This window comes from Streptomyces sp. NPDC001492, assembly GCF_053597275.1.
Window position 1 is genome coordinate 1 of record NZ_JBSFHW010000065.1, and the last position, 12,682, is coordinate 12,682.

The window sequence follows — 12,682 nt, forward strand, 5'->3', positions numbered from 1 at the left end:
CTCACCTGCGACCCGGTCGGCGGCCTGGTCCAGATCCCCTGCATCGAGCGCAACGGCATGGCCGCGGTCAAGGCGGTCACCGCGGCCCGGATGGCACTCCGAGGCGACGGCCGCCACCACGTCTCCCTCGACAAGGTCATCAAGACCATGAAGGAGACCGGCGCCGACATGAAGGTCAAGTACAAGGAGACGGCTCGGGGCGGGCTTGCCGTCAACGTCATCGAGTGCTGAGAGGGCGGGCCGAGCCGCGCAGTTCGGGCAGCGCCCCATAGGGGCGCGGGGCCATGTCGATATGCGGCTCCCCCGCCGGGCGCGACCAGCCACGACGGCGCCGCAGGGAATCGACGGGACCAGGAGTTGAGGCAAGGGGACGTGTGGCGCACCCCCGGTGACGACTTCGCCCTGGCCGCCGGCTTCCTGGTGAGCGAGGGAGTCCTGGCCCGGGCCGAGGAGGTGGCGAACATCGTCTACTGCACGGGCGCCACCGTGGACGGCTCGAACACGTACAACGTCGTCGACGTGTGACTGGCCCCCCGGCGTACCCGTCCCCGACATCACGCTCGAACGGAACGTCTGCACCACCGCCTCCTGCGGACTGTGCGGCAAGGGAGCCTGGACGCCGTACGGACCACCGCGCGACCCGCCGATCGCCGACACGCCCCCGGTCCGCGTCACGCCCGCCCTGCTGTCCGCGCTGCCCGAGCAACTACGCGCCGCCCAGTGAGTGTTCGACCGCACGGGCGGCCTGCAAGCCGCCGCACTCTTCTCGCCCGAGGGCGAATTGCTGGACCTGTGCGAGGACGTCGGCCGGCACAACGCCGTCGACAACTGATCGGCCGCGCACTCCAGTCCGGCCGACTCCCGCTCTCCCAGAGCATTCTGCTGGTGTCCGGACGGGCCTCCTTCGAGCTGGCGCAGAAGGCCGTCAGGGCAGGCATCCCGCTGCTGGCGGCGGTCTCCGCGCCGTCCTCCCGCGCGGTGGACCTGGCGGCGGAGGCCGGACTCACGCTCGTGGGCTTCTTGCGCGGTGCCTCCATGGACGTGTACGCGGGCGAGCAGCGCATCGACCTCATCGCCGAGGCCGTGGCGTGACCCGGCGCCCCCCGCTGCACGGCGGCACCCTCCTCGCCCCGTCCCGCCCGGCGCCCGCAGCCGCCCCCGCCGCGTCGCCATGCTCGGCGTGCGCACCTCACCCCTGCACCAGCCCGGTACCGGCGACGCGGGCGGCATGAACGTCTACATCGTGGAGCTCGCCAAGCGCCTCGCCGCCATCGACATCGAGGTGGAGATCTTCACCCGGGCCACCTCCGCCGCCCTCCCGCCCGGCGTCGAACTCGCGCGCGGCGTCCTGGTGCGGCACGTGGCCGCCGGACCCTACGAGGGCCTGGCCAAGGAGGACCTGCCCGCGCAGCTGTGCGCCTTCACGCACGGCGTGACCCAGGCCTGGGCCGACCATCACCCCGGCCACTACGACGTGGTCCACTCCCACTACTGGCTCTCCGGCCAGACCCCCGAACCCGCGCACCGCGTGCTCGGCGAGACCCAAGTGGCCCGCGCAGCCGACCGGTTGACGGCGAACACCGACAAGGAGGCGGCGGAACTCCTCCACCACTACGACGCCGACACCGACCGGGTCCCGGTCGTCCACCCCGGCGTCAACCTGGAACGCTTCCGGCCCGACGCGTCCGGGGTGGCGCCCGGCCGGGCCGCGGCCCGAACCCGCCTCGGGCTGCCGGCGCACGCCCTCATACCCCTCTTCGCGGGCCGTATCCAGCCCTTGAAGGCGCCGGACGTGCTGCTGCGCGTGGTGGCCCGGCTCCTGGCGGAGCGGCCTCACCTGCGGGAGCGGATCGTGGTGCCCGTCGTGGGCGGGCCGAGCGGCAGCGGCCTGGCCAAGCCGGAGAGTGTGCAGAAACTGGCGGCCTGCCTGGGCATCTCCGATGTCGTCCTGTTCCGGCCGCCGGTCGGCCAGGACCAGCTCGCCGACTGGTACCGGGCGGCATCCGTCCTGGTCATGCCCTCCTACAGCGACTCCTTCGGCCTGGTCGCCGTCGAAGCCCAGGCCTGCGGTACCCCCGTGATCGCCGCCGAGGTCGGCGGCCACTGCGCCGCTTCGCCGACGATCCTGCGCTCTCCACCCGATTGGGTGAGACCGCCGCCCGCCACGCCCGCTCCTTCGGCCGGCACACGGCCGCGGCGGCGACGGCGGAGGTGTATACGGCGGCCATGCGCGAGAGCCGTCAGGCCGTTTGAGGGGCCGTCCCGCACGCCGCAGCCGTCTCCTGCCTCGCCGACGTCGACTCGTCGGAGGTACCGCCGTCCCTGACTGCAGTAGCGTCCTGCGCAAAGGACGCCTGCCCCTACTGCCGCACCAACCGCGGCAAGCCCGCGCGTGATCACCACGGCACCTGCGTGTGCGCCCGCGGACGGCGACCTGACGCGTGAGCAGTGGCGGCGGTATGTGCTTGGCGCGAGGCCACACAAATCCCGAACAGCGCCGCGCCGCCCATCAGAGTGGGCGGGCAGGTCGAGGCGGGTGATCCACAGGCTTCCGCCAGTGTGGCGAGGATGCGCTCGATGACCTCGGCTCCGACCTCCCGGCGCCAGTCCCCGTCCATGACCGCCACGTCGATCACCATCACGTCGACCTGACCGGCATCCGTCGGCAGTCGGCCCCCGATGGCCGTCATGTCCGGCGCGCGCTCCGCGAAGTGCACCTGGAATCCGGCCCGGGCGGCCGGCGCGAACCGGCCGACCTCGGGCACGAGCACCGCATCCGTCAGCGTCTCGCCATAGAGAGGGCCGGCTGCCGCACCCGCTTCGAAAATACCCCCCGGGGTACTCGTGCTACTGTCGAAATACATACCCCATGGGGTATTGCCTCGACGGAAGGGAGTGCCTCGTGTTCTTCGTCGACACGATCGAAGTGGCCGGCCTCGGCAACCGGAGCTATCTGGCGGGCGGCAGGCTCACGGCCGTAGCGGTGGATCCGCCGCGCGACATCGACCAGGTGATCGCGGTGGCAGCGCGGCGCGGCGTGCGGATATCGCATGTGGTCGAGACCCACGTGCACAACGACTACGTCACCGGCGGCCTGGAGCTGGCACGCGTCACGGGCGCCGCCTATCTGGTCCCGGCCGGCGCCAGGGTCGCCTTCGAGCGGGTGCCGGTTGGCGACGGGGATCGCACGGAGGTGGACGCCGACGGTGGGCTGGTTCTGCGCGCGGTGGCGACACCCGGACACACCCCTCACCACACCTCCTATGTGCTGGAGGAGGACGGCGCGGCGGTCGCGGTGTTCACCGGCGGCTCGCTGCTGATCGGCACGGTCGGACGGCCCGACCTGGTCGAACCGCGGCTGACCGAGCGCCTCGCCCGCGCCCAGCACGCCTCCGCGCACCGCCTCGCGGCCGAACTGCCCGACGAGACGCCCGTCCTGCCCACCCACGGCTTCGGCAGCTTCTGCTCCTCGGCCCAGGCGGAGGGCGCGGACACGACCATCGGCAAGGAGAAGGCGTCCAACGAGGCGCTCACCCGGGACGTGGACACCTTCGTCGCCGACCTGCTGGCCGGACTGGGCGACATCCCCGCCTACTACGTGCACATGGGCCCCGCCAACGCGGCGGGACCGGCCCCCGTCGACCTCACCCCACCCGCCGTCGCCGACGCCGACGAGATCGCCGCCCGGCTCGCGGCGGGGGAGTGGGTGGTGGACCTGCGCAACCGCGTCGCCTTCGCCGAGGGGCATGTCGCCGGCTCCGTCAACTTCGAGGCCGAGGGGCAGCTCGCCACCTATCTGGCCTGGCTGATCCCGTGGGGCAAGCCGCTGACGCTGCTGGCCGAGTCGGCCGGACAACTCCTCGCCGCCCAGCGCGAGTTGGCCCGGGTGGGCATCGACCGTCCGGCCGCCGCGGCCACCGGCGATGCGTCGGACTGGGTGCGCGCGGGCGAGACCCCGGTCTCCTTCCCGCGCGCCACGTTCGCCGACCTGTCGGACCGCCTGCGCGACGGGGACGGGCACGTGGTCGTGCTCGACGTCCGGCGGGAGAGCGAACGCGCCGGCGGTTTCGTGGAGGAAGCCGTCCACATCCCCGTCCATGCCCTGCACCGTCGGCTCGACGAGGTCCCCGACGGCCAGCTATGGGTGCACTGCGCCGGCGGTATGCGCGCCGCGATCGCGGCATCCCTGCTGCACGCCGCCGGACGGGACGTCGTCGCAGTCGACGACACCTTCGACGCCGCGGAGAAGGCCGGACTGACCATGGGGAGCGGACCGTGTCGCTGAACCTGTTCAGGCGCCGACCCGGCCGGGTCGATGCGCGGCTGGCCGCGGAGTGCACCGGGCACGTGGACGGTGTCCCGGCGGAGCGGGATGCCGTACTGCTGGACGTCCGTGAGTCGTACGAGTGGCAGGCGGGCCACGCCCCGGGCGCGGTGCACATCCCCCTGTCCGCGCTGGCGGCGGGTGCGGCACTGCCCGAACGGGTGGCGGGCCGGCCCTTGATCGTCATCTGCCGCTCGGGCAACCGGTCCCGGCAGGCGGCCGAACTCCTGACCGCTCGGGGCGCCGACGCCGTGGACGTCATCGGCGGGATGCGCGACTGGGCCCGGCTGGAGCTGCCCGTGGTGGACCGGCGCGGCGAGAGCGGAACGGTGGCGTGAGCGTTCTCGTACTCGCCCTGGTGTCCGGTGCCGTCATCGGTGTGGCGCTCGGTGCGCTCGGCGGAGGCGGCAGCGTTCTGGCCGTCCCCGCCCTGATCTACCTGCTCGGGTTCACCCCGGTCGCGGCCACCACCGCCAGTCTGGTCATCGTGGCCGTCACCACGGCCACGGCGCTGCCCGCACACGCCCAGGAGGGGCATGTCCGCTGGCGTACGGGACTGCTGTTCGCGGCCGCGGGCATCGGACCCGCCATGCTCGGCGGGCTCGTGGCGGCACGGCTGCCGGCAGCCGTAGTCACCGCGGCCTTCGCCCTGGTGGCGCTGGTCGCCGCGGTGCGCATGCTGCGCCCGCGGCCCGGCCCGCCCGCTGCCGTCCGTACGGTCCGGCCCGGCCGGGCGGCAGCGGCGGGGGCCGGGCTCGGGGCGGTCACCGGGGTCCTCGGAGTGGGCGGCGGCTTCCTGGCCGTACCGGCCCTGGTGGGTGTCCTCGGGCTGCGCATGCGGGCGGCGGTGGGGACGAGCCTGCTGGTCATCACTCTCAACTCGGTCGCCGCCCTGGCGCTCCGCGCCGGCACGGCCGACGGACTGGAGTGGGCCGTCATCGGACCGTTCGCCGGGGCCGCCGTTCTCGGAGCATGGGACGGCAAACGCCTCGCCGCAAAGGTGTCGGGGCAGGCGCTTCAGCGGATCTTCGCCCTGGTACTGCTGGGGGTGGCCGGTTTCATGCTGATTGGCTCAGCTGTGTGAGGGCCGCCGACGCGTGCGGCCTCCTCACGCCAGTGACAGGAACAGCTTCTCCAGGCGGGCGCGCATCTGCTCGACGTCCTCGCCGTTCCTGCGGCTGGACTCGACGTCGGTCAGGCACTGCTGCAGACCGGTGGCAATGATGGCGAAACCCGCCCGGTCCAGGGCTCGGGAGGCCGCGGCGAGCTGAGTGATGACGTCCTCGCAGTCACGCCCCTCCTCGATCATCCGGATCACACCGGCGATCTGGCCCTGAGCGCGACGCAGCCGGTTCAGCACTGCTTTGAGTTCCGCACCCGCGAGCTCCATGTCCACGACGACTCCTCCGTCAACCTATACCCCTAGGGGTACTGTACGTCCCGGTTCGGGACGGCGTCGAACACCAACGAACTCAGAGCTCAACAAAGGATCACAACTGCCGTGACCGCTTCCCCCGTTCCCTCCGCCCTCGCCCCCGATCAGGTCCATGGCCTGCTCCACCAGCTGACGGTCATCGATGTGCGCACGCCCGGCGAATACGCCGGCGGCCATCTGCCCGGAGCCCTCAACATCCCCCTCTATCAGATCCGCCGCGCCCTGCCCGACATCCGACAGGCCGCCGAGCGTGGCGACGTCCTGGTCGTGTGCGCCTCCGGGGCCCGCTCGCAGAACGCCTGCACACTCCTTGCCGAGCAGGGCATCCCGGCGGCGACGCTGACCGGCGGCACCGGCGCCTGGGCCGCCGCGGGCCGCGATCTGCACCGGCCGGCGACCCGCAAGGCCCGGGCCGCCTGGGGCATGGAGCGCCAGGTGCGTTTCACCGCGGGCACGCTGATGATCCTGGGACTGGCACTCGGCCTCCTCGTGCACCCGGCCTTCCAGCTCGTCTCGGCGGCCATGGCGGGCGGCCTGGTCTTCTCCGCGCTCACCGGCACCTGCGGCATGGCGGCCCTGCTCGGCAGGCTCCCGCACAACCGGCCCCGCCCGGCCGACCTCGACGCCGCGCTGACGGCGCTGCGCAGCCGCTGACCCGTCCCGGTCGAGACCGTGCGTCGGCCGGCCCTGACCGTGCCGCCGGTACGCCGCGCGAGCGGATGCCGAACGTCTTGGCGGCACCGCCCAGCGCCGCGAGTCCGAGGCCGGGGACCGCCTCCGAGCCGATGGCCGGCGGGAAGGATGCGATCTCCTGGCGCCAAGGCCCCGGGAGACCGGGACCACTCCGTTAGTCTGACAGTGGAGGTGGTCAAGTGGCCGAAAACACAAGGGAGTTGGCGGATCCACCGGAATCCACGACCGTCGTCGTGATCGGCGCGGGCCCGGCCGGTCTGACCGTCGCCAACCTGCTGCGACGCAGCGGCATCGACTGCATCGTCCTGGAACGCCGCAGCCGCGCCTACGTGGCGCAGCGTCAGCGGGCCGGCATCGTCGAAACCCGCGCCGTGCGGATGTTCGACTCCTGGGGGCTGGCCGACCGCGTCCTGGGCGGCATCCCCTACGACGGCATCCTGGAGCTCAGGGTGGACGGCGAGAGCCACCTGGTGTCCGACAACGACGGCTCCGAAGGCCCCCGGGCGCGCCTGTGCCCCCAGCAGGTGCTGGTCCAGAAGCTGACCGCCGCCTACCTCGACGACGGCGGCGATCTGCGCTTCGAGGCCGCCGACGTCTCCCTGCACGACCTGACCGGCGACCGCCCGACCGTCCGCTACCGCACCGCCGAGGGCGCCCTCCGCGGCATCACCTGCGCCTTCGTCGCCGGCTGCGACGGCGACCACGGCATCAGCCGTACCGCCGTCCCCGACGGTGCCCTCACCGCGTACGCCCAGGACCACGGCATCGGCTGGCTCACCGTCCTCGCCGACGCCCCGCCTCCCGCTCACCCGCTCCTCGCCGTCAGCCCGCAGGGTTTCGCCGCCCACTTTCCCCGCGGCCCGCACACCAGCCGCTACTACCTCCAGTGCCCGCCCGACGACCACCCCGACGCCTGGCCCGACACCCGCATCTGGGAAGCCCTGCGCACCCGGCTCGCCGACCCCGCCCTCACCGCCGGCCCGATCACCGACCGCGAGACCTTCCGCCTCCGCAGTCTCGTCCACGACCCCATGCAGTACGGCCGCCTCTACCTCGTCGGAGACGCCGCCCACATCGTCTCGCCCATGGGCGGCAAGGGCATGAACCTCGCCCTCCACGACGCCGACGTCTTCGCCCGAGCCGTCCGGGACTCCGTCCGCGACCACGACGACACCGCCCTGCGCAGCTACTCACAGCGCTGTCTGCGCCGTGTCTGGAACGACCAGGAGTTCTCCCACTGGCTCACCCGCACCCTCCACGACGCCGGCGACGACACCGCCTCCGGCCCCTTCCACCGCAACCTGGCCCGCGCCCGCCTCGACCGCCTCCTCACCTCACCCACCGCGGCCCGCGCCTTCGCGGAACTGATGACGGGGCTGGACCCCGCTCAGGCGTGAACTGGGTTCATCGCTCATGGACTCGGCTTCCCTGCTTCTCCCTCTGCGCGATGAACTCCATGCGTTCCGCGCCTGCCTCGACGGCGACCTGTCCGTACCGATGGAGCACTGCGCGGGGTGGACGCTGCACGACCTGGCGGAGCACCTGGGCACTTCGAATGAGTGGGCGGCAACCGCCGTGACCGAACAGCACGGCGACCACGACCCCGCACCCGCTCCCCGCGATCCGGCAGAGCTGGTGCGATGGTTCGAAGAGACGTCGCAGAGGCTGCTGAAGGTCCTGGACACGGACCCGGCGGCGAGTGCCTGGACGTTCCATCCGCCCCACACGGCCGGGTTCTGGCAGCGGCGCCGCGCTCTGGAGGCGCTCGTGCACCGGTGGGACGCCGAGCACGCGCTCGGTGAGGCGCGCGCTCGACCCCGAACTGGCAGGTGAAGGCGTGGCGGAGGTCTTCGACACGATGGCGCCGAGGCAGCTGGCGCGGGGCCGTGCGCAGCCGCCCCGGAGCGGACTGCGCCTTGCGGCCACGGACATCGGGGCTTCCTGGACCCACGGCCCCGGAACCCCCGCAGCCGCGCTGTCCGCCACCGCGGAACACCTCCTGCTTCTGCTGTGGGGCCGTATGCCCGGCATGAGCGAGGCATTCAGCCGGAGTGGGGACCGGCAGGCCGGTCTGGCCGTCCTGGCGGCCGGCGCCCTGAAGCAGCGATATCTGCTCGCCCCGCACAACTGTGAACTGGCACGCTGCCTCCCATGGACCGTGCGGAGGTGCTGCTCATCGGAGGGCGGGCCGGAGTCGGAAAGACGACGGTGGGGTGGGAGGTGTCCGCGCTGCTGCGGGCCGCCGCGGTCGCTCACGCCATCATCGACGGCGACTTCATGGGCCAGGTGCACCCGGCCCCGGAGGGCGATCCGCATCGCGCGGAGATCACCGAGAGCAATCTGACCGCGGTGTGGGCGAACTACGCCCGGCGCGGCTACCGCCGTCTGATCTACACGAACACGGCGAGTGTGCTCCCCGAGGCGGCGGGCATGTTCGAGCGCGCCATGGGGGCGGAGGTGCGGGCCGTACGGGTCCTGCTCACCGCCACCGATGCCACCGCCCGGGAGCGGCTGGTACGGCGGGAACTCGGCTCGGAGCTGGAAAAGGAGCTTGAGAGCAGCGCCCGCAAGGCCCGGCTCCTGGACCGGCGGGCCCCCGCGGGAGCGGTGCGTGTCATGACGGACGGACGCACCGTCGGCGACATCGCGCGCGAGGTCGTTGCCCTCACCGGCTGGGCGGGACAAGGGAGTTGACCCCGTCCGCGGAGCCCCCACAGCCGTCGGGTCGCGCCGAAGGGTGGGGCACATGAGCATCGACCGTGTTGCGCTGCGTCCGGTGGCCGAGCCCGACCAGTCCGCCATGGAACGCTTCCCGAGGGCATCTGATGGTGGTGCGCGGCGAACCGGCCTGAGCACGGCACAAAGAAAGCAAGGGCAAGGAGGTTGGTCACTCCTTGCCACTCTCAACGTATAGCGCAGTGGGGGGCTTGCGGCAAGGCCCCGGTCGTGCCGCACAATCGCACGCCGAGGCCGGCAGCTGCGAAGTTGGGAGTTCCACGTAGTGCGTGTTCTGTCTGGTGACATGACCCCCCTGACCACCCGTGCGTTCGACCTTCCCGACCGACTCGCCCACAAGGCCGACCCCACCCTGATCGCCGGCGACGAGCAGCACTTCGCGGCGATCGCGGAGAGCCTCGAGCAGACGATCGCCGAACTGTCCGCCCGTCTCGAAGCCGAGCTCAAGGGGCCCGGCGGCATCGGCCGGCAGGCCATGGACCGGGACACGGAGGTGCACCGGCTGACCGGCCGGCTGCGCGCCCTGCGCCGCTTCGGCCTGGACCTGTGCCTCGGGCACATCGTGGCCGCGGACGACCCCGAGCCCGTCTACATCGGACGACTCGGCCTGACCGACAGCACGGGGCGTCGCCTGCTGCTCGACTGGCGCTCTCCCGCGGCCGAGCCGTTCTTCGCGGCGACCCACGCCAACCCGATGGGCCTCGCCAGCCGCCGCCGCTATCGCTGGACCCGCGGCCGTATCAGCGACTACTGGGACGAGGTGTTCACCGCCGAAGGGCTGGAAGGGCGCGCCGCGCTCGACGACCAGTCGGCGTTCATCGCGAGTCTGGGCAGCAACCGATCGGCGCGCATGCGGGACGTGCTCGCCACCATCCAGGCCGACCAGGACGCCATCATCCGGGCGGGATCACGCGGCGCGCTCGTCGTCGACGGCGGTCCCGGCACCGGCAAGACCGTCGTCGCCCTCCACCGCTCCGCCCACCTCCTCTACTCCGACCCCCGCCTCGGGCACCGTCGGGGCGGCGTTCTGTTCGTCGGCCCGCACCGCCCCTACCTGGACTATGTCGCCGACGTCCTGCCGAGCCTCGGCGAGGAGGGCGTGCAGACCTGCATCCTGCGGGACCTCGTCGACGAGGGAGCCGACGCGAGCGTCGAGACCGACCCCGAGGTGGCCCGTCTGAAGTCGTCGGCGGAGATGGTGAAGGCGATCGAGAAGGCCGTCCGGTTCTACGAGGAGCCGCCCGCCGAGGGGATGACGGTCACCGTCGACCGGACCGACGTCCGGTTGACCGCCGGGGACTGGGCCGAGGCCTTCGACGCGCCGGAACCCGGCACCCCGCACAACGAGGCGCGTGAGCAGATCTGGGAGAAGCTGGTCACGATCCTGGAGGACGGATACGACGGCGACGACCTCCCGCCGGAGCAGTTCCGCAGGGCGCTACGGCAGGACAGGGAGCTGGTGGGGACCCTCAACCGGGCGTGGCCGCTGCTCGAAGCGGCCGACCTGGTCGGAGATCTGTGGTCGGTGCCGGCCTATCTGCGGATGTGCGCGCCCTGGCTGAGCCGCGAGGACGTCCGCACGCTGCAGCGGGCGGATGCCCAGGCCTGGACGGTGTCCGATCTGCCGCTCCTGGACGCCGCTCGGCAGCGGCTCGGCGACCCGGAGACGGCCCTGCGCAAGCGGCGGCACGCGGCCGTCATCGCCGCCCAGCGCGAGCGCATGGCGCAGGTCGTGGACAACCTCATCGACGCGGTGGCCGATTCCGGTGCCGACGGTGATGACGGCGAAGGCCTGGTAAGGATGTTGCGCGGCCAGGACGCCAAGGTCAGCCTGGTCGACGAGGCCGAACTGAGCACCGCCGAACCGGACCTGCTCGCCGGTCCGTTCGCGCACATCGTCGTGGACGAGGCGCAGGAACTGACCGACGCGGAATGGCAGATGCTCCTGCTGCGCTGCCCGTCCCGGAGCTTCACCATCGTCGGTGACCGCGCCCAGGCCCGGCACGGGTTCTCGGAGACATGGCAGGAACGGCTGCGGCGGATCGGGCTCGACCGGGTCAGTGTGGCCTCCCTCAGCATCAACTACCGCACGCCGCAAGAGGTCATGACGGAAGCGGAGCCGGTCATCCGGGCCGTGCTCCCGGACGCCAACGTGCCGACCTCCATCCGCAGCAGCGGCCTCCCCGTGGTACACGGCACTGTCCCGGAACTGGACTCGATCCTGGACACCTGGCTCGCCGCGCATGCCGAGGGAATCGCCTGCGTCATCGGCGATCCCACGTTCCAGGCGACGCCCCGGGTCAAGTCGCTGACCCCGGCACTGTCGAAGGGGCTCGAGTTCGACCTGGTCGTCCTTGTCGACCCGCAGGCGTTCGGCACCGACGTCGAAGGAGCGGTCGACCGCTATGTCGCCATGACCCGAGCGACGCAGCAGCTTGTCATCCTCACACCCTGAAAACCTTTGACGGGCCGTCGGGGATCTCGCCCCTGCCACCCTTGGCATAGCAATAAAAACCAGGGCAAAATCGGGCAGGAGGTGCGCGGCTCCCGGTCGTCTGGAGCCGTCGAGGCGCCTCGCGGAACAGGCCCGTGGGAGACATGGATGGAGTGGCTGGTCTCGCTGGTGGGCGTCGGACTGGTCCTGGCTGTCCTGCGGGATCTGTTCCACACGCTCTGGCACCCCACCCGCCACGGAGGCATCAGCCGACTCGTCATGACGAGGATGTGGCGACTGGCCCGGGGCTCGCGGCTGCGTCCCCGCCTGCTCGGGCTCGTCGGGCCGCTGGCGATGGTGACGGTGGTGGGGCTGTGGGCCGTCATCATCATCATGGGCTGGGCGATCATCTACTGGCCCCATATGCCGGACGCGTTCACGCTCACCCCTGGCTCACGAGCGGCCCAGCAGCCGGCGCTCCTCGACTCGATCTACCTGTCCCTGGTCACCGTCGCCACCCTCGGCCTGGGGGACATCACGCCCGGCGAAGGGTGGCTCCGCCTGGTCTCCCCGCTGGAGGCCCTCGTCGGCTTCGCCCTCCTGACGGCCACGGTCTCCTGGGTGCTGGAGATCTACCCCGCATTGACCCGCAGACGGGTCCTGGCCATCCGGCTGTCGCTGCTGCACCGCTCGGCACCGACGGCCGAGCACATCGACGGCGTGGCCGGTGCGGTGCTGCTGGACAGCCTGGCCACCGAGGTCGTACGCGTCCGCGTCGACTTCACCCAGTACGCCGAGGCCTACTACTTCCACGACGGGGAGGACCGCTCGTCCCTGGCGGCCGTCCTCGGCTACGCCGTCGCCCTTGCCCGGCAAGGGCAGGCGGCCCGACGGCCGGACGTGCGACTGGGCGGGGACCTGCTCGCGGGCGCTCTGGACGACCTCGCCACCATTCTCGACCAGCGCTTTCTGCACGTCGACGGCACCACGACGGAGGTCTTCGCCGCGTACGCCGCCGACCACGGCCTTGAAGCCGCGCGGCCCTGATCGCTGCGGGCAT

The 12,682-nt window shown here is 72.1% G+C and carries 12 protein-coding genes and 3 pseudogenes; 13 read left to right on the plus strand and 2 right to left on the minus strand.

The genetic code is table 11. The features are described 5' to 3' along the window. The 3 genes and pseudogenes from ACWC1K_RS45770 to ACWC1K_RS45780 form a co-directional block, all read left to right on the plus strand. Nucleotides 1–231, plus strand: a 231-nt coding sequence (locus tag ACWC1K_RS45770; RefSeq protein ID WP_450839606.1) for an L-serine ammonia-lyase, iron-sulfur-dependent, subunit alpha, incomplete at its 5' end; no start/stop codon positions are given. Nucleotides 232–378: 147 nt separating this feature from the next. After that, a pseudogene (fdhD, locus tag ACWC1K_RS45775) lies at nucleotides 379–1,092 on the plus strand (formate dehydrogenase accessory sulfurtransferase FdhD); the annotation flags it as partial. Further along, nucleotides 1,028–2,253, plus strand: a pseudogene (locus ACWC1K_RS45780) (glycosyltransferase). The pseudogenes fdhD and ACWC1K_RS45780, both read left to right, overlap by 65 nt. A gap of 143 nt (nucleotides 2,254–2,396) precedes the next feature. On the opposite strand, the gene ACWC1K_RS45785 reads toward ACWC1K_RS45780, so the two are convergent. Beyond that, the gene (locus ACWC1K_RS45785; RefSeq protein ID WP_450839607.1) at nucleotides 2,397–2,771 is read right to left on the minus strand and encodes a hypothetical protein; all 375 of its coding nucleotides are present in this window, start codon (nucleotides 2,769–2,771) and stop codon (nucleotides 2,397–2,399) included. Between the two features lie 131 nt (nucleotides 2,772–2,902). Here ACWC1K_RS45785 and ACWC1K_RS45790 point away from each other — a divergent pair, with 131 nt between their 5' ends. The 3 genes from ACWC1K_RS45790 to ACWC1K_RS45800 are packed head-to-tail and all read left to right on the plus strand — an operon-like array spanning nucleotide 2,903 to nucleotide 5,408. Beyond that, nucleotides 2,903–4,285, plus strand: a complete 1,383-nt coding sequence (locus ACWC1K_RS45790) for an MBL fold metallo-hydrolase (protein ID WP_450839609.1) — start codon at nucleotides 2,903–2,905, stop codon at nucleotides 4,283–4,285. Continuing rightward, complete coding sequence (locus ACWC1K_RS45795; protein ID WP_450839654.1) at nucleotides 4,282–4,662, plus strand: rhodanese-like domain-containing protein; 381 nt, start codon at nucleotides 4,282–4,284, stop codon at nucleotides 4,660–4,662. The genes ACWC1K_RS45790 and ACWC1K_RS45795 overlap by 4 nt, the downstream gene beginning before the upstream one ends. After that, a complete protein-coding gene (locus ACWC1K_RS45800; RefSeq protein ID WP_450839610.1) occupies nucleotides 4,659–5,408 on the plus strand; it encodes a sulfite exporter TauE/SafE family protein in 750 nt (249 codons plus the stop codon). The genes ACWC1K_RS45795 and ACWC1K_RS45800 overlap by 4 nt, the downstream gene beginning before the upstream one ends. 24 nt (nucleotides 5,409–5,432) lie before the next feature. Here ACWC1K_RS45800 and ACWC1K_RS45805 read toward each other — a convergent pair whose 3' ends face one another. Next, nucleotides 5,433–5,720 carry a metal-sensitive transcriptional regulator gene (locus tag ACWC1K_RS45805; protein ID WP_450839612.1) on the minus strand — a complete coding sequence of 96 codons (288 nt, stop codon included), beginning with the start codon at nucleotides 5,718–5,720 and terminating at the stop codon, nucleotides 5,433–5,435. Nucleotides 5,721–5,825: 105 nt separating this feature from the next. On the opposite strand from ACWC1K_RS45805, the gene ACWC1K_RS45810 reads away from it, so the two are divergent. The 7 genes and pseudogenes from ACWC1K_RS45810 (at nucleotide 5,826) to ACWC1K_RS45840 (ending at nucleotide 12,669) form a co-directional block, all read left to right on the plus strand. After that, entirely contained in the window at nucleotides 5,826–6,413 is a 588-nt protein-coding gene (locus tag ACWC1K_RS45810; RefSeq protein ID WP_450839613.1) for a rhodanese-like domain-containing protein, read from the plus strand. Nucleotides 6,414–6,631: 218 nt separating this feature from the next. After that, entirely contained in the window at nucleotides 6,632–7,849 is a 1,218-nt protein-coding gene (locus ACWC1K_RS45815; protein ID WP_450839614.1) for a 4-hydroxybenzoate 3-monooxygenase, read from the plus strand. A gap of 16 nt (nucleotides 7,850–7,865) precedes the next feature. Further along, nucleotides 7,866–8,285: a maleylpyruvate isomerase family mycothiol-dependent enzyme gene (locus ACWC1K_RS45820; RefSeq protein WP_450839616.1), complete on the plus strand. Its 420-nt coding sequence runs from the start codon at nucleotides 7,866–7,868 to the stop codon at nucleotides 8,283–8,285. Nucleotides 8,286–8,310: 25 nt separating this feature from the next. Next, nucleotides 8,311–8,460 (plus strand): annotated as a pseudogene (locus ACWC1K_RS45825) (maleylpyruvate isomerase family mycothiol-dependent enzyme); the annotation flags it as partial. A 143-nt stretch (nucleotides 8,461–8,603) separates the two neighbouring features. Then, a complete protein-coding gene (locus ACWC1K_RS45830) occupies nucleotides 8,604–9,146 on the plus strand; it encodes an AAA family ATPase (protein ID WP_450839617.1) in 543 nt (180 codons plus the stop codon). A 328-nt stretch (nucleotides 9,147–9,474) separates the two neighbouring features. After that, nucleotides 9,475–11,643, plus strand: coding sequence for an RNA polymerase recycling motor ATPase HelR (gene helR / locus ACWC1K_RS45835; protein WP_450839619.1), 2,169 nt, complete (start codon nucleotides 9,475–9,477; stop codon nucleotides 11,641–11,643). A gap of 147 nt (nucleotides 11,644–11,790) precedes the next feature. Beyond that, on the plus strand, nucleotides 11,791–12,669 hold the full coding sequence (locus ACWC1K_RS45840) for a potassium channel family protein (RefSeq protein ID WP_450839620.1): 879 nt from the start codon (nucleotides 11,791–11,793) through the stop codon (nucleotides 12,667–12,669). Nucleotides 12,670–12,682 lie beyond the last annotated feature (13 nt).